Source organism: Streptococcus sp. CM6 (assembly GCF_000526095.1).
Taxonomy (GTDB): Bacteria; Bacillota; Bacilli; order Lactobacillales; family Streptococcaceae; genus Streptococcus; species Streptococcus oralis_BW.
Genome location: NZ_JATS01000009.1, coordinates 131,881 through 147,144, shown reverse-complemented (window position 1 = coordinate 147,144; position 15,264 = coordinate 131,881). Strand labels below are relative to the sequence as shown.

Sequence of the window (15,264 nt, the reverse complement as noted above, 5' to 3'; positions counted from 1 at the left end):
CAATATTGTCAATTTTAGTTTACAGCAACTTTACCATCCTGAATAGTGAAGATACTTAGATTTTCTGGTAGGTTTTGAAGATGATCTAAGCTTGTTGTTGTGATAAAGGTTTGGATTGACTGAGAAATCGTTTCTAATAATTTTAGTTGTCTAGTGTTGTCAAGCTCGCTCATAACATCGTCAAGCAATAATATCGGGGATTCTGTAGTAATACTTTCCATTAGTTCGATTTCTGCTAATTTTATAGACAGGACGAGACTACGATGTTGGCCTTGGCTTCCAAAACTAGCATCCATCCCATTTATATAAAAAGAAATATCATCTCGATGAGGACCAACACCAGTATTCTTTTTAAATAAATCTCTGGATCTACTTTTTTCTAAAGCGATTTCAAAAGAATTCGTTAGCTGTTCTTCATCAGTGAAGTTGACAGATGATTGATAAAATATTGACAACTCTTCTAATTGATTTGAAATTTCTAAGTGTTTTTTTTGACCAAATTTCTCTAACTCTTTAATGAATTTTATCCGATGCTTTATGACGCGACAACCGTATTCTACTAACTGATCATCTAAGACTGACAGAAATGTTTCGTCAATTTTTTGGCTGGATTTTAGGTAGGTATTTCTTTGTTTGAGTATATGGTTATAGTTTGATAGGTCTGACAAGTAGATTGGTTTAATTTGTCCCAGTTCAATGTCTATAAATTTTCGACGAACAGAGGGGGCCCCTTTAATTAACTGGAGATCTTCAGGTGCAAAGAGGACCACATTCATATGTCCGATGTAGTCTGAGAGGCGAGCTTGCTTTAAGTGATTGACTTTAGTCACACGCCCTTTTGGCGTTAAATCAATTTCTAGAGGAATAGAACCTGTTTTTTTCTGTAGCAAGCCAGAAAGATGGAGTTGCTCGTCATCAAAATGAATGAGATTTTTATCTGTCCGAGTCCGATGACTACGTGTCAAGGCCAAGAAATAGATTGCTTCTAGAATATTGGTTTTTCCTTGTGCATTTTGACCTAGAAAGATATTTAATTTTGGATTGAAATCAATTTTTGCCTCTTTATAGTTTCGAAAGGTTTTAATTGTTAAATGTTGGAGCCACATAGTTATCTTCCTGGAAAACGTGGAGCTTGTTTGGTCTTAGGTGATGAAGAAGTTTTTTGTTTTTCTTTCTTGACACCTTTATTCATCTCTTTGACAAGTTTAGCAATTCGCTCTTTCTCAATCTTGTCTGCTTGATATTCTTCTTGCTCTTTTAAACTTGGTTGTGTCAAGGTGATGTCAACCTTTAAATCAGGAATGTCAATTGTATCTCCAATACGGATTTTTTTCCCACGTCTACTTTCTAACTCACCATTAAAGTAAACTTGATGCTCTATTAAAAAGGCTTTGATAGCACCGCCGCTTTGTATAATTCCAAGCTCTTTTAGGAGGGCTTGGAGCGTGATAAATTCTTCAAATAATTTGTATTCCATAATTCACCTCAATCTTTGGTATTATACCATATTTTCATCGAAATAGCTGAAGGAAAGTCAGTTGAAATGAAAACGATTTTACTCTTTAAAGCTATAAAGAGAACAAGAAAAATTTTGATTTTCGTGGTATAATAGAACTCTATATGTAAGGAGGTAAGGTATGGAATTGGTGCCTGGAATTTCAGCACATTTTGTTCAATCCAAAAAGTTTAAAACAAATAAAATTACTATTCGTTTTACTGCTCCCTTATCTCTTGAGACAATAGCAGGACGCATGTTAAGTGCAAGTATGTTGGAGACGGCAAATCAAGCTTACCCAACATCACAAGCATTTCGCAGATACTTGGCAAGTTTATATGGAACAGATATTTCTACAGGTGCTTATCGTAGGGGACAGGCACATATTCTTGATCTAACATTTACCTATGTGAGAGATGATTTTTTAAGTAAAAAGAATGTCTTGACTTCTCAAATTTTGGAATTGGTGAAACAGACTTTATTTTCCCCCTTAGTTCAAGATGGTGCTTTTGAGCCAGCCTTATTTAAAATTGAAAAAAAACAATTATTGGCTAGTTTAGCTACTGATATGGATGATTCATTTTATTTTGCTCATAAGGAGTTGGATAGCTTGTTCTTCCATGATGAGCGTCTTCAATTGAGATACAGTGATTTACGAAATAGCATTTCAAATGAGTCTCCGGAAAGTAGCTACACGTGCTTTCAAAATGCTCTGAAAAATGATCGTATTGATTTCTTTTTCTTAGGTGATTTCAACGAAGTAGAAATTACAGAATCACTGAAGTCATTACCCTTTACAGCTAGAGAGAACGGCGTCACTATCCAGTACCATCAATCTTATTCGAATGTTCTACGAGAAGGAATGTTTCAGAGGAATGTTGGGCAATCTATTTTGGAATTAGGCTATCATTCTCCTGTAGAATATGGTGATGATGAGCATTTGCCCATGCTTGTTATGAATGGTCTGTTGGGTGAATTCGCACATTCGAAACTCTTTACAAATGTTCGTGAAAATGCTGGAATAGCCTATTCAGTCTCTAGTCAATTGGATTTGTTTAGTGGTCTGTTAAGGATGTATGCGGGTATTGATAGAGAAAATCGAAATCAGGCTAGAAAAATGATGAATCATCAATTGCTAGATCTGAAAAAGGGTAACTTTACAGATTTTGAACTTGAACAAACCAAGGAGATGATTCGACGATCTTTGTTGATGGCTCAAGATAATCAACAGACCCTGGTTGAAAGAGCCTATTTGAATGCTCTATTGGGGAAATCAAGCTTTGATATTGATCGATTGGTGGCAAAATTAGAGAGTGTTGATAAAGAAGCTGTATGTAAAGTTGCCAACAGTTTGAAGTTACAAGCGATTTACTTTATGGAAGGAGTAGAATGACAAAGGTTACTTTTGAAGAAAAATACTATCCTGCTGTAAAGGAAACAGTCTACAAAACACAATTGTCAAATGGATTGACAGTTTCTTTACTCCATAAGCAAGATTTCAATGAGGTTTATGGGATTGTAACGGTTCAATTTGGTTCTGTAGATGCAACTTATACAAGCTTGGAAAAAGGTTTACGTCATCATCCAGCAGGAATTGCACATTTTCTTGAACATAAATTGTTTGAAAGAGAAAATTCTGAGGATATGATGGCAGCTTTTACTCGATTAGGTGCGGACAGTAATGCCTTTACAAGCTTTACTAAGACCAGCTATCTTTTTTCAACAATTGACCATCTATTAGAGAATTTAGATATGCTAAATGAGTTAGTCGGAGATGTTCATTTTACAGAAGAGTCTGTTTTGAGGGAACAGGCTATTATCCAGCAAGAACGAAAGATGTACCAAGACGATCCAGACTCACGTTTATTTTTTGCAACATTAGCCAACCTTTATCCTGATACTCCTTTAGCAACAGATATTGTTGGAAGTGAAAAATCAATTTCTGAGATTCAGGTTTCAAATTTAAAAGAGAACTTTACAGAGTTTTACAAACCTGTCAACATGTCATTGTTTTTAGCTGGAAATATTGATGTAAAAGTTGTAGAGGAATACTTTTCGAAAAAGGAAAAGAAGACTTTAGAACAGTTTACAGTTACAAAAGAGAAACTACCCTTGCAGCCTGTGAAGCAAACAGATAGTCTTCGGATGGAAGTTTCTTCACCCAAACTTGCTGTTGCGATTAGAGGTAATGGGCAAATAACAGAAGCTGAGTCTTATCGTTACAATATTTTATTGAAAATACTATTTACGATGATGTTTGGCTGGACCTCAGATCGTTTTCAAAGGTTATATGAGTCTGGGAAGTTAGATGCGTCATTGTCACTTGAGGTTGAAGTCAACAGTCGCTTTCATTTTGTGATATTGACAATGGATACCAAAGAGCCTGTTTCTCTGTCGCATCAATTTCGGAAAGCGATTCGTCAGTTTAGTAGTGATACGGATATTACAGAGGAACATTTAGATCTTGTTAAGAGTGAGATGTTTGGGGAGTTTTTCAGTAGCATGAACTCCTTGGAATTTATTGCAACTCAATACGATCCGATGGATCGCGGAGAAACAATTTTTGATTTTCCAAAAATTTTACAGGAAATTACTTTGGAGGATGTTCTAGAAGCTGGACATCGTTTGATTGATGATGGTGATTTAGTTGATTTTACCATCTTTCCAGCTTAAAAGATGACTAATACTAGAAAGAAGGAATGATACGTATGAGAAAAAAAACAATTGGCGAGGTTCTACGTTTAGCTAGAATTAACCAGGGATTGAGTTTGGAAGAATTACAGGAAAAAACTGAAATTCAGTTGCATTTTCTAGAAGCCATGGAGGCTGATGATTTCGATTTACTTCCTAGTACCTTCTACGCTCGTTCTTTTTTAAGAAAATATGCCTGGGCAGTAGAGTTGGATGAGAGAATTGTTTTGGACGCCTATGATTCAGGTAGTATGATCACTTATGAAGAGGTTGATGTTGATGAAGAAGACTTGTCTGGTCGCAGACGATCAAATAAGAAAAAAACGTCTTATCTTCCTTTGTTTTATTTCGTTCTATTTGCTTTGTCGATTTTAATTTTTGTGACTTACTATGTTTGGAACTACATCCAAACTCAGCCAAGTCCTTCTTCAGCTAATTATAGCGTTGTGAACTCAACTAGTTCAACAACCTCATCTAGTTCATCTTCTAGTAGTCAGACGTCTAGCTCGTCTTCTACTACGGAATCAACTATTACAGTGTCAGGCGAAGGAAACCGCATTGAAGCTCTCTATAAAACGAGTAAGGAAACAGCTACTGTTCAGCTGGCAGTTTCAGATACGACTAGCTGGGTTAGTGTTTCGGGAAGTGAGTTGGAAGGTGGTGTGACACTATCCGCAGACAATAAGAATGCAAAAACAACAGTTTCAACGAAAGATTCTGTAACTATTACTTTGGGTGTGGTAAAGGGAGTTACTGTGACTGTGGACAATCAAACGATTGATACTTCGAAGCTGACAACTCAGACTGGAACTGTGACACTTACATTTACTACAGATTAAGGAAAAATCAATGAAAAAAGAACAAATTCCTAATGTATTAACTATTGGTAGAATTCTCTTTATACCTCTCTTTATTCTTATTTTGACTTTGGGCCATTCACAAGGCAGTCATTTGCTAGCAGCGATCATCTTTGCAGTTGCTAGTATAACGGATTATCTCGATGGCTACCTTGCTCGTAAATGGAATGTAGTCAGCAATTTTGGAAAATTTGCTGATCCGATGGCCGATAAGCTGTTGGTTATGTCAGCTTTCATCATGTTGATTGAGTTAGGTATGGCTCCAGCTTGGGTTGTTGCTATTATCGTCTGTCGTGAACTTGCGGTGACAGGCTTACGCTTGTTGCTTGTTGAGACTGGAGGGACAGTTCTAGCAGCAGCGATGCCAGGGAAAATCAAGACCTTTAGTCAGATGTTTGCCATTATCTTTTTGCTCTTACATTGGAATTTAATTGGTCAACTGTTGCTTTATATCGCTTTGTTTTTCACTATCTACTCTGGCTATGATTATTTTAAGGGTAGCGCTCATGTATTCAAAGGGACATTTGGTTCGAAATGAAATCGATTATTGAAGTAAAAAATCTGTCTTTTCGTTACAAGGAAGACCAGGAACATTATGACGTTAATAATGTCTCGTTTCACGTGAAACGGGGAGAATGGCTTTCGATTGTAGGTCATAATGGGAGTGGGAAATCGACAACTATCCGTTTGCTTGATGGCTTGCTTGAAGCAGAGTCTGGGGAAATCTGGATAGATGGGCAGTTGTTGTCCTCTGAGAATGTTTGGGACTTACGCCGTCAAATTGGTATGGTTTTTCAAAATCCAGATAACCAATTTGTGGGGGCAACTGTTGAAGATGATGTCGCCTTTGGCTTAGAAAATCAGGGACTTCCTCGTGAAGAAATGAAGAGGAGAGTGTCTGAATCTTTGGAGTTGGTAGGGATGCTGGACTTTAAGAAGAGAGAACCAGCTCGTTTATCTGGTGGACAAAAACAACGGGTGGCTATTGCAGGAGTTGTTGCCTTGAGACCTGCTATTTTGATTCTGGATGAGGCTACAAGTATGTTGGATCCTGAGGGGCGCAGAGAACTGATTCAGACAGTTCAAGAGATTCGAAAAGACTATCAGATGACAGTTGTTTCCATTACGCATGACTTGGAAGAAGTTGCGATGAGTGACCGTGTCCTGGTCATGAAAAAAGGCCAAGTGGAGTCAACCAGTAGCCCAAGAGAACTTTTTTCTCGGGACGACCTTGACCAGATAGGCTTAGATGATCCCTTTACGAATCAATTGAGAGAATCTTTGAGAAAGACAGGCTATCAGTTGCCGGATGGCTATTTGACAGAAGGAGAGCTAGAGGACAAGTTATGGGAATTACTCTAGAAAATGTGAGCTTTACCTATCAAGAGGGGACTCCCCTATCTTCATCAGCCTTGACTGATGTTTCCTTGACGATTGAGGACGGCTCCTATACAGCTTTGATAGGACATACAGGTAGTGGGAAATCGACGATCTTACAGCTTTTAAATGGGCTATTGCTTCCAAGCAAGGGTTCTGTTCGAGTTTTCGATACCGTCATTACCCCTACATCAACAAATAAAGAAATTCGACAGATTCGAAAGCAGGTTGGTCTAGTGTTTCAATTTGCTGAAAATCAGATTTTCGAAGAGACTGTTTTGAAAGATGTTGCTTTTGGACCACAAAATTTTGGAGTTTCTGAGGAAGAGGCCAAGAAAATTGCGCGTGAAAAGTTAGCCTTGGTAGGCATTGATGAGTCACTTTTTGAGCGCAGTCCTTTTGAACTTTCGGGTGGTCAGATGAGACGTGTGGCTATAGCAGGTATGCTAGCCATGGAGCCAACTGTCCTGGTTTTGGATGAGCCAACAGCAGGGCTAGATCCTCTGGGCAGAAAAGAATTGATGACCTTGTTTAAAAAACTCCACCTTTCTGGAATGACAATCGTTCTGGTAACGCATTTGATGGATGACGTAGCTACGTATGCTGATCAGGTCTATGTTATGGAAAAGGGGCGTTTAGTCAAAAGTGGTAAACCGAGCGAAGTTTTCCAAGATGTAGCCTCTATGGAAAAAGTACAGTTAGGTGTGCCTAAAATCACAGCCTTTTGTAAACGTTTGGCAGATAGGGGTGTAGCTTTTAAAAAACTGCCAATCAAGATAGAGGAGTTTAAGGAGTCGCTAAATGGATAGTATGATTTTAGGGCGTTATATACCGGGGGATTCCATCATTCATCGTTTGGATCCACGTAGTAAATTGCTCGCTATGATCCTGTTAATTTTGATTGTATTTTGGGCCAATAATCCTCTCACCAATCTCATTTTGTTTATAGCGACAGGTATATTTATCGCTTTGTCAGGCGTTTCTCTCTCATTTTTCGTTCAGGGATTAAAATCCATGTTCTTCCTGATTGCTTTTACGACTCTTTTTCAGCTCTTTTTCATTTCAAGTGGAAATATCCTATTTGAGTTTTCTTTTATAAGAATAACGGATTATGCTTTGCAACAAGCGGGAATCATTTTCTGTCGTTTTGTGTTGATTATTTTCTTTTCAACCTTGCTAACCTTAACGACCATGCCTTTGAGTCTGGCAGCTGCAGTTGAAGCTCTTTTGGCACCGCTGAAACGCGTGAAAGTTCCCGTTCATGAAATTGGTCTGATGTTATCAATGAGTTTGCGTTTTGTTCCAACTTTGATGGATGACACGACGAGAATTATGAATGCTCAAAAAGCTCGTGGAGTTGATTTTGGCGAGGGAAGCATCGTTCAAAAAGTAAAGGCTATGATTCCAATTTTAATTCCTCTTTTTGCGACGAGCTTAAAGCGTGCAGATTCATTGGCAATAGCCATGGAAGCGCGTGGTTATCAGGGAGGAAAGGGTAGAAGTCAGTATAGACAATTGAGATGGAGTCAAAAGGATACACTGGCAATTCTTGTGATTTTGGTACTGGGATGTTTCTTATTTTTCTTAAAATCTTAGCAGGTTTGTAGGATTGATAAGAAGCTCACTGTAGCAGATTTTTAGTATAAAGGTAGGAATATGAACCGTTTTAAAAAATCAAAATATCTAATCATCGTTTTTGTCACAGTTCTGGCAGTTTCTGTACTATTAGTGACAACCTATTCAAGCGCTATCGTGACAAAACTAGGAGATGGGATTTCCTTAGTAGATAGAATTGTCCAAAAACCCTTTCAGTGGTTTGATACTTTCAAATCAGATTTGGGACATTTGACGCAGACTTATAATGAAAATGAAAGCTTAAAAAAGCAACTCTACAAACTAGAAGTGGAGTCTAATCAATCAGAAAGTTTAAAAAATGAAAATGAACAACTACGTCAGTTGCTGGATATGAAGTCAAAATTGCAGGCTACAAAAAACTTAGCAGCAGATGTGATTACGCGCTCACCGGTATTTTGGAAGCAAGAGTTAACGATAGATGCAGGAAGTTCAAAGGGTGCTTCTGAAAATATGTTGGCCATTGCAAACGGGGGCTTGATTGGCAGTGTTTCAAAAGTGGAGGATCATTCAACAACGATCAACCTATTGACAAACACCGAAAATTCAGACAAAATTTCCGTTAAAATCTTGCATGGTTCTACTGAAATTTACGGAATTATCGTTGGTTATGACAAAGAAACCGAACTTCTTAAAATTAGTCAATTAAACAGTAACAACGACATTAGTGCCGGAGATAGGGTGACTACAGGGGGGCTTGGAAACTTTAATGTTAAGGATATTCCTGTTGGAGAGGTTGTTGCTACAACTCATAGCAGTGATTATCTAACACGAGAGGTAACAGTAAAGTTAAGTGCTGATACTAAAGATCTTCATGTGGTAGAGTTAGTGGGGAATTAGCAATGAGACTGTTAAAACAAGTTGGTATTTTCTTTTTACTTCCTTTTCTTGTGCTAATTGATGCACATATTGGTCAATTAGTAGAATCCTTTTATCCACATTTTCACTTAGCAAGTCATTTCCTGTTTTTATTTCTCTTGTTTGAGACAATTGAGGTATCAGAATACTTCTATTTAGCTTATTGCTGTATAGCAGGTTTGGTGTACGATATCTATTTTTTCCACTTGATAGGAATTGCGACACTTTTATTTATCTTGATAGGTGCCTCACTTCACAAGTTTAATAGTGTAACTTTGTTGAACCGTTGGACGAGAATGTTAACAATAGTTGTGATGAGCTTCCTATTTGATATGGGTAGTTATCTTCTGGCCCTTGCTATGGGACTGACAGTAGAATCAATGCCAGTTTTCATTGTTTACAGCCTTGTCCCATCAATGATTTTAAACTTTTTATGGATGCTTATTTTCCAATATATTTTTGAAAAATATTATCTATAAGAAAGAAATAAAAATGTAACAAAGGCGTAATATTTATTATGTCTTTTTTTGGTATACTAGTAATGTCTTAAATAGAAGGAGTATCTACACAATATGAAGAAAAAAATCTTAGCGTCACTTTTATTAAGTACAGTATTAGTGTCTCAAGTGGCAGTGTTAACAACTGTTCACGCTGAAACAACTGATGAAAAAATTGCTGCTCAAGATAGTAAGATTAGTGACTTGACAGCTCAACAAAAAGAAGCTCAACAACAGGTAGATGAAATCCAAACGCAAGTTACAGCCATTCAAACACAGCAAGCAAACTTACAAGCTGAAAATGAAACACTACAAGCGGAATCTAAAAAACTCGAAGGAGAAATTACAGAGCTCTCTAAGAATATTGTTGCTCGTAATGAATCTTTGGAAAAACAAGCACGTAGCGCACAAACAAACGGTGCTGCAACTAGCTATATCAACACAATTGTAAATTCAAAATCAATTACAGAAGCTATTTCCCGTGTTGCGGCTATGAGCGAGATTGTATCGGCTAACAACAAAATGTTAGAGCAACAAAAAGCTGATAAAAAATCAATTTCAGAAAAACAAGTCGCAAATAATGAAGCAATCAATACTGTCATTGCGAACCAACAAACGCTTGCTGACGATGCACAGACATTGACAACAAAACAGGCGGAGTTAAAAGTTGCTGAGTTGAACCTTGCTGCAGAGAAAGCTACTGCAGAAGGTGAGAAAGCTACCTTGTTGGAACAAAAAGCAGCAGCAGAGGCAGAAGCGAAAGCAGCAGCTGAAGCAGAGGCAGCTTATAAAGCACGTCAAACAAGTCAACAACAATCAGTTGTTGCTTCTGGAAACACAAGTTTCTCAGCTCAAGTGCAAGCAACATCTACATCAACGTCAGCATCAGCATCTGATGACGAGGACTCAAGCTACACTCCAGCACCTACACCTACTCCAACTCCTACTAGACAACGTCCAACATACAGTACAAATGCTTCAAGTTATCCAACTGGTGAATGTACTTGGGGAGCTAAAACATTAGCACCTTGGGCTGGAGATTACTGGGGTAACGGAGCACAGTGGGCTACAAGTGCAGCAGCTGCAGGTTTCCGTACTGGTTCTCAACCACAAGTTGGTGCGATTGCATGTTGGAATGATGGTGGCTATGGACACGTAGCGGTTGTTACAGCAGTTGATTCAACTACTCGTATTCAAGTATCAGAATCAAACTATGGTGGAGATCGTACAATCGGTAACAAACGTGGATGGTTCAACCCAACTACAACATCTGAAGGTTATGTTACTTACATTTATCCAAACTAATGAATGAAACGAAGAGGCTCGATTTGAGCCTCTTTTATTATTTTTAATCGAGAGCAAGATCGAAATCTATCAAAATCACTTGAAAATATCGCTAAAATGTGGTAGAATGAAACTTGTCGTGTAAACGATAATACTCATTCTTGATGAATTGTGAAACTGTTGCCCTCGGGTCGTTTTGCAAGTTGAAATCAAGAAGAGGAAAAAAACAAAAAGGAGAAATACTCATGGCAGTAATTTCAATGAAACAACTTCTTGAGGCTGGTGTACACTTTGGTCACCAAACTCGTCGCTGGAACCCTAAGATGGCTAAGTACATCTTCACTGAACGTAACGGAATCCACGTTATCGACTTGCAACAAACTGTAAAATACGCTGACCAAGCATACGACTTCATGCGTGATGCTGCGGCTAACGATGCAGTTGTATTGTTTGTTGGTACTAAGAAACAAGCTGCTGATGCTGTTAAGGAAGAAGCAGAACGTTCAGGTCAATACTACATCAACCACCGTTGGTTGGGTGGAACTCTTACGAACTGGGGAACTATCCAAAAACGTATTGCTCGTTTGAAAGAAATCAAACGCATGGAAGAAGAAGGAATCTTTGATGTTCTTCCTAAGAAAGAAGTTGCACTTCTTAACAAACAACGTGCACGTCTTGAAAAATTCTTGGGTGGTATCGAAGACATGCCTCGTATCCCAGATGTAATGTACGTAGTTGACCCACATAAAGAACAAATCGCTGTTAAAGAAGCTAAAAAATTGGGAATCCCAGTTGTAGCGATGGTTGACACAAACACTGATCCAGACGATATCGATGTAATCATCCCAGCTAACGATGACGCTATCCGCGCGGTTAAATTGATCACAGCTAAATTGGCTGACGCTATCATCGAAGGACGTCAAGGTGAAGATGCAGCAGAATTTGAAGCTTCAGAAGCTCAAGCTGACTCAATCGAAGAAATCGTTGAAGTTGTAGAAGGCGACAACGCTTAATTCAAATAAGTAATCATTACCTAGGAGGGCGGGGCTTAGCCCGGCTCTCCTATTTTTAAAAAATATAGGAGAATCAAAATGGCAGAAATTACAGCTAAACTTGTTAAAGAGTTGCGTGAAAAATCTGGTGCTGGTGTTATGGACGCTAAGAAAGCATTGGTTGAAGTTGAAGGTGATATCGAAAAAGCAATCGAATTGCTTCGTGAAAAAGGTATGGCTAAGGCAGCTAAGAAAGCTGACCGTGTTGCAGCTGAAGGTTTGACTGGTGTATTTGTTAACGGTAACGTTGCAGCAGTAGTTGAAGTAAATGCTGAAACTGACTTCGTTGCGAAAAACGCTCAATTCGTTGAGTTGGTAAATGCAACAGCTAAAGTAATTGCTGAAGGTAAACCAGCGAACAACGAAGAAGCACTTGCTTTGACAATGCCTTCAGGTGAAACTCTTGAAGCAGCCTATGTATCTGCAACAGCTACAATCGGTGAAAAAATCTCATTCCGTCGTTTTGCTTTGCTTGAAAAAACAGATGCGCAACACTTTGGAGCATACCAACACAATGGTGGTCGAATTGGTGTTATCTCTGTTATTGAAGGTGGAGACGAAGCGCTTGCTAAACAAATCTCAATGCACATTGCTGCGATGAAACCAACAGTTCTTTCTTACAAAGAATTGGATGAGCAGTTCGTTAAAGATGAGTTGGCACAATTGAACCACGTGATTGACCAAGATAATGATAGCCGTGCAATGGTTGGTAAACCAGCTCTTCCACACTTGAAATATGGATCAAAAGCTCAATTGACTGATGAAGTGATTGCTCAAGCTGAAGAAGATATCAAAGCTGAATTGGTTGCAGAAGGCAAACCGGAAAAAATCTGGGATAAAATCATCCCAGGTAAAATGGATCGCTTCATGCTTGACAACACTAAAGTTGACCAAGCATACACACTTCTTGCACAAGTATACATCATGGATGACAGCAAGACGGTTGAAGCCTACCTTGATTCAGTTAACGCTTCAGTAGTTGAGTTCGCTCGCTTTGAAGTTGGTGAAGGTATCGAAAAAGCTGCAAATGATTTTGAAGCTGAAGTTGCAGCTACAATGGCAGCAGCCTTGAATAACTAAAGAATCTGAAACAAAATAGTTCTCAGCCACAAAAAAGCTAGAGGTTTCCAATTGAGGAACTCTAGCTTTTTAATTTTGACTCCTTCTCTTATTGTATTTTAAGAGGTTATTGGCCATGAGTATGAATCCCATGTTAATTCTCACTTGACGCTTACCTCTCAGATTACATCTCGTGTAACCCCAGCAAGCCTTTATCTGCCCCAAAACTTTGTTTTAGAGAATAGGCTCTATATGAGTATATAAAAAGCCCTTTAATAAGGGCTAAGTGCATTTAGGAGACTACACTTCAAATTCGTAGAGTGCTGTAGACAAATAACGTTCGCCGTTATCTGGTGCTAAAGCAAGAACTTTCTTCTCTGTACCTAATTTCTTGGCAACCTCAATTGCCCCGTAAATTGCTGCAGCTGAAGAAATCCCAACAAGGAAGCCTTCTTTTCCACCAATTTCACGTCCGAGTGCTAGAGCATCATCTGACGTTACGCGGACGATACCATCATAGGCTTTTGTATCAAGGGTTTCAGGAATAAATCCAGCTGAGATGCCTTGAATTTTGTGAGGTCCTGGTTTTTCACCAGACAAGATAGCTGACTCGTCTGCCTCAACTGCATAAACTTGAATGTTTGAATTTGCTGCTTTAAGAGCGTGAGAAACACCTGAGATCGTTCCACCGGTGCCAACACCACCCACAAAAGCATCTAGTCCATCAGAACCGAAAGCAGCCAGTATTTCAGCTCCTGTTGTTCTTTCGTGCACTTCTGGATTAGCTGGATTATTAAATTGGAGGGGAAGGAAGCCGTCACGTTCAGCGGCGATTTCCTGAGCTTTGGCAATAGCCCCTTTCATTCCTTCACTTCCAGGAGTAAGGACGAGTTCAGCACCATAGGCTTGGATAATCTTACGTCGTTCCACACTCATCGTTTCAGGCATGACGATAACAACTTTATATCCTTTAGCGGCACCAACCCATGAAAGACCGATACCAGTGTTTCCACTCGTTGCTTCAACAATGGTAGCACCCGGTTTTAGAATACCATCTTGTTCCGCTTTTTCAATCATACTAAGGGCAATACGGTCTTTTACTGACGATCCAGGGTTAAAAGCTTCTAGTTTAACATAGACGTCTGCAGCACCCTCTGGAACAATGTTGTTGAGTTTAACAATCGGTGTTTGTCCAATTAGTTCAGTGATATTATTATAAATAGTCATAGATATACCTCTTTGTATAAGATGATACTAGTATAACGCGCTCAAGGCTATTTGTAAAATATAGAAATCCTATCAAAGTGATAGGATTTTTTTATATCAAAGGTCTAAGCCATTAATTTTTAATCGATTGTGATAAGCCAATTCTAATAAATAGGTGTAAAGCGGAAGGATGTCCGTTTTTTTAGGGAATTCAAATTTATGGAAACTCAGATGCTCATTATGTGCTTTTAGAAAGACATTTTCTAAATAAGTGATCGTAATCTCACTATCATCTATACCTGCTCCAGCAGTTTCCATTTCAATGTTTACAATGTTCATCAAAAAGAGTGACTTAACAGACATCTTGCGACCAGTGGCACCTTGCTTATCTGTAAAGATGATACGGATATTTGTAAAAATAATTGAATCGCGAATAAGTTTATATCCACTTTGAATTTCTTCATTCTCTAGTAGATATTGTCCATATTCTTTGATAAGAGTCTCTTTGTTTTCCTCGCTGAAGTTACCAGCAAGTCCTTGAATAAATTTTCCAAACGCCATGTATTTCTCCTTTGTTTACACTAAGTTTACAGGGACTTCAACTTCTCGTAAACCTTGATCCGTTAAAGTAACCTTTCCATTAAAAAACTCTACAAGAGCAGCCTTGATATTTTCTTTCTCTTCCTTATCAACATAAATCATTGTATCAACTTGATCTGTAAAGTTTGTATCCAGCTCCATGAGATTATGTTCTTTAAGAAAATTGCCATATTCTTGATACTGAGTGTAGGACATCTGAATGTCTATACCAGCCTGTTCTTTGATTTCAATAATGCCAATTTCTTTGACAGCCAAGGCCACACTACCTGCATAGGCACGGATCAAACCGCCAGCACCTAGTTTGATGCCACCAAAGTAGCGTGTCACTACCACACAGAGATTGGTTAGATTATGATTTTCTAAGACACCCAGCATAGGGACTCCAGCAGTACCACTAGGTTCCCCATCATCACTCGTACGTTTGATTTCACTGCGTTCCCCTATAATAAAAGCAGAGCAGTTATGGGTGGCTTTATAGTGTTCTTTTTTGATGGTAGTGATGAAGTCACGAGCCTCTTCTTCGCTATAAACACGCTTGACATGACAGATAAAGCGGGATTTTTTGATTTCTTCTTGGACCTGCCCATCCTCTTTAATTGTTCTAAATTCCATGATTCAATTGTACTAAAAAAATATCTAAAGTGCTAGATTTTTAC

The 15,264-nt window shown here is 38.5% G+C and carries 17 protein-coding genes; 12 read left to right on the top strand and 5 right to left on the bottom strand.

The annotated features are described in order from the left end of the window. Window positions 1-14: 14 nt before the first annotated feature. Window positions 15-1,106 (bottom strand): DNA replication/repair protein RecF, encoded by a 1,092-nt coding sequence (gene recF / locus HMPREF1516_RS03085; RefSeq protein ID WP_033584616.1) that lies wholly within the window; start codon window positions 1,104-1,106, stop codon window positions 15-17. A 2-nt stretch (window positions 1,107-1,108) separates the two neighbouring features. Further along, window positions 1,109-1,477, bottom strand: coding sequence for a S4 domain-containing protein YaaA (gene yaaA / locus HMPREF1516_RS03080; protein WP_033584618.1), 369 nt, complete (start codon window positions 1,475-1,477; stop codon window positions 1,109-1,111). A gap of 160 nt (window positions 1,478-1,637) precedes the next feature. Here yaaA and yfmF point away from each other — a divergent pair, with 160 nt between their 5' ends. From yfmF to tsf, 12 genes are all read left to right on the top strand, one after another. Beyond that, entirely contained in the window at window positions 1,638-2,888 is a 1,251-nt protein-coding gene (yfmF, locus tag HMPREF1516_RS03075) for an EF-P 5-aminopentanol modification-associated protein YfmF (protein ID WP_033605770.1), read from the top strand. Continuing rightward, window positions 2,885-4,168, top strand: a complete 1,284-nt coding sequence (yfmH, locus tag HMPREF1516_RS03070; protein WP_033605769.1) for an EF-P 5-aminopentanol modification-associated protein YfmH — start codon at window positions 2,885-2,887, stop codon at window positions 4,166-4,168. The genes yfmF and yfmH overlap by 4 nt, the downstream gene beginning before the upstream one ends. Before the next feature lie 35 nt (window positions 4,169-4,203). Beyond that, window positions 4,204-5,025 carry a cytoskeleton protein RodZ gene (gene rodZ, locus HMPREF1516_RS03065; protein WP_033584624.1) on the top strand — a complete coding sequence of 274 codons (822 nt, stop codon included), beginning with the start codon at window positions 4,204-4,206 and terminating at the stop codon, window positions 5,023-5,025. Window positions 5,026-5,035: 10 nt separating this feature from the next. Continuing rightward, window positions 5,036-5,581, top strand: a complete 546-nt coding sequence (gene pgsA, locus HMPREF1516_RS03060; RefSeq protein WP_000712151.1) for a CDP-diacylglycerol--glycerol-3-phosphate 3-phosphatidyltransferase — start codon at window positions 5,036-5,038, stop codon at window positions 5,579-5,581. Beyond that, window positions 5,578-6,405: an energy-coupling factor ABC transporter ATP-binding protein gene (locus HMPREF1516_RS03055; protein ID WP_000835748.1), complete on the top strand. Its 828-nt coding sequence runs from the start codon at window positions 5,578-5,580 to the stop codon at window positions 6,403-6,405. The genes pgsA and HMPREF1516_RS03055 overlap by 4 nt, the downstream gene beginning before the upstream one ends. Then, a complete protein-coding gene (locus HMPREF1516_RS03050) occupies window positions 6,390-7,229 on the top strand; it encodes an energy-coupling factor transporter ATPase (RefSeq protein ID WP_000513202.1) in 840 nt (279 codons plus the stop codon). Before HMPREF1516_RS03055 ends, HMPREF1516_RS03050 begins: the two co-directional genes overlap by 16 nt. Further along, entirely contained in the window at window positions 7,222-8,016 is a 795-nt protein-coding gene (locus HMPREF1516_RS03045) for an energy-coupling factor transporter transmembrane component T family protein (RefSeq protein ID WP_000377880.1), read from the top strand. Before HMPREF1516_RS03050 ends, HMPREF1516_RS03045 begins: the two co-directional genes overlap by 8 nt. A gap of 60 nt (window positions 8,017-8,076) precedes the next feature. After that, entirely contained in the window at window positions 8,077-8,892 is an 816-nt protein-coding gene (gene mreC, locus HMPREF1516_RS03040; RefSeq protein WP_001078968.1) for a rod shape-determining protein MreC, read from the top strand. A 2-nt stretch (window positions 8,893-8,894) separates the two neighbouring features. Next, window positions 8,895-9,389 (top strand): rod shape-determining protein MreD, encoded by a 495-nt coding sequence (gene mreD, locus HMPREF1516_RS03035; RefSeq protein WP_001237922.1) that lies wholly within the window; start codon window positions 8,895-8,897, stop codon window positions 9,387-9,389. A gap of 93 nt (window positions 9,390-9,482) precedes the next feature. Then, the gene (gene pcsB, locus HMPREF1516_RS03030) at window positions 9,483-10,712 is read left to right on the top strand and encodes a peptidoglycan hydrolase PcsB (protein ID WP_000727001.1); all 1,230 of its coding nucleotides are present in this window, start codon (window positions 9,483-9,485) and stop codon (window positions 10,710-10,712) included. 224 nt (window positions 10,713-10,936) lie between these two features. Further along, window positions 10,937-11,704 carry a 30S ribosomal protein S2 gene (gene rpsB, locus HMPREF1516_RS03025; protein WP_002877761.1) on the top strand — a complete coding sequence of 256 codons (768 nt, stop codon included), beginning with the start codon at window positions 10,937-10,939 and terminating at the stop codon, window positions 11,702-11,704. 78 nt (window positions 11,705-11,782) lie between these two features. Next, on the top strand, window positions 11,783-12,823 hold the full coding sequence (gene tsf / locus HMPREF1516_RS03020; protein WP_000808088.1) for a translation elongation factor Ts: 1,041 nt from the start codon (window positions 11,783-11,785) through the stop codon (window positions 12,821-12,823). Window positions 12,824-13,102: 279 nt separating this feature from the next. Here the strand turns inward: tsf and cysK are convergent, their stop codons facing one another. The 3 genes from cysK to HMPREF1516_RS03005 all read right to left on the bottom strand — a co-directional run bounded on the left by cysK (window position 13,103) and on the right by HMPREF1516_RS03005 (window position 15,220). Next, window positions 13,103-14,029, bottom strand: a complete 927-nt coding sequence (cysK, locus tag HMPREF1516_RS03015) for a cysteine synthase A (protein WP_000158479.1) — start codon at window positions 14,027-14,029, stop codon at window positions 13,103-13,105. A gap of 96 nt (window positions 14,030-14,125) precedes the next feature. Next, window positions 14,126-14,569, bottom strand: a complete 444-nt coding sequence (locus HMPREF1516_RS03010; RefSeq protein WP_033605768.1) for a PH domain-containing protein — start codon at window positions 14,567-14,569, stop codon at window positions 14,126-14,128. Window positions 14,570-14,584: 15 nt separating this feature from the next. Further along, window positions 14,585-15,220, bottom strand: a complete 636-nt coding sequence (locus HMPREF1516_RS03005; protein ID WP_000395762.1) for a YigZ family protein — start codon at window positions 15,218-15,220, stop codon at window positions 14,585-14,587. Window positions 15,221-15,264: the final 44 nt, after the last annotated feature.

Coding starts and splice junctions, on each gene's coding strand:
- yfmF (WP_033605770.1), top strand. CDS start 1,638: ATGGAATTGGTGCCTGGAATTTCAGCACATTTTGTTCAATCCAAAAAG.
- HMPREF1516_RS03055 (WP_000835748.1), top strand. CDS start 5,578: ATGAAATCGATTATTGAAGTAAAAAATCTGTCTTTTCGTTACAAGGAA.
- HMPREF1516_RS03010 (WP_033605768.1), bottom strand. CDS start 14,569: ATGGCGTTTGGAAAATTTATTCAAGGACTTGCTGGTAACTTCAGCGAG.
- HMPREF1516_RS03005 (WP_000395762.1), bottom strand. CDS start 15,220: ATGGAATTTAGAACAATTAAAGAGGATGGGCAGGTCCAAGAAGAAATC.
- HMPREF1516_RS03050 (WP_000513202.1), top strand. CDS start 6,390: ATGGGAATTACTCTAGAAAATGTGAGCTTTACCTATCAAGAGGGGACT.
- HMPREF1516_RS03045 (WP_000377880.1), top strand. CDS start 7,222: ATGGATAGTATGATTTTAGGGCGTTATATACCGGGGGATTCCATCATT.
- rodZ (WP_033584624.1), top strand. CDS start 4,204: ATGAGAAAAAAAACAATTGGCGAGGTTCTACGTTTAGCTAGAATTAAC.
- mreD (WP_001237922.1), top strand. CDS start 8,895: ATGAGACTGTTAAAACAAGTTGGTATTTTCTTTTTACTTCCTTTTCTT.
- pcsB (WP_000727001.1), top strand. CDS start 9,483: ATGAAGAAAAAAATCTTAGCGTCACTTTTATTAAGTACAGTATTAGTG.
- mreC (WP_001078968.1), top strand. CDS start 8,077: ATGAACCGTTTTAAAAAATCAAAATATCTAATCATCGTTTTTGTCACA.
- yaaA (WP_033584618.1), bottom strand. CDS start 1,477: ATGGAATACAAATTATTTGAAGAATTTATCACGCTCCAAGCCCTCCTA.
- recF (WP_033584616.1), bottom strand. CDS start 1,106: ATGTGGCTCCAACATTTAACAATTAAAACCTTTCGAAACTATAAAGAG.
- tsf (WP_000808088.1), top strand. CDS start 11,783: ATGGCAGAAATTACAGCTAAACTTGTTAAAGAGTTGCGTGAAAAATCT.
- pgsA (WP_000712151.1), top strand. CDS start 5,036: ATGAAAAAAGAACAAATTCCTAATGTATTAACTATTGGTAGAATTCTC.
- cysK (WP_000158479.1), bottom strand. CDS start 14,029: ATGACTATTTATAATAATATCACTGAACTAATTGGACAAACACCGATT.
- rpsB (WP_002877761.1), top strand. CDS start 10,937: ATGGCAGTAATTTCAATGAAACAACTTCTTGAGGCTGGTGTACACTTT.
- yfmH (WP_033605769.1), top strand. CDS start 2,885: ATGACAAAGGTTACTTTTGAAGAAAAATACTATCCTGCTGTAAAGGAA.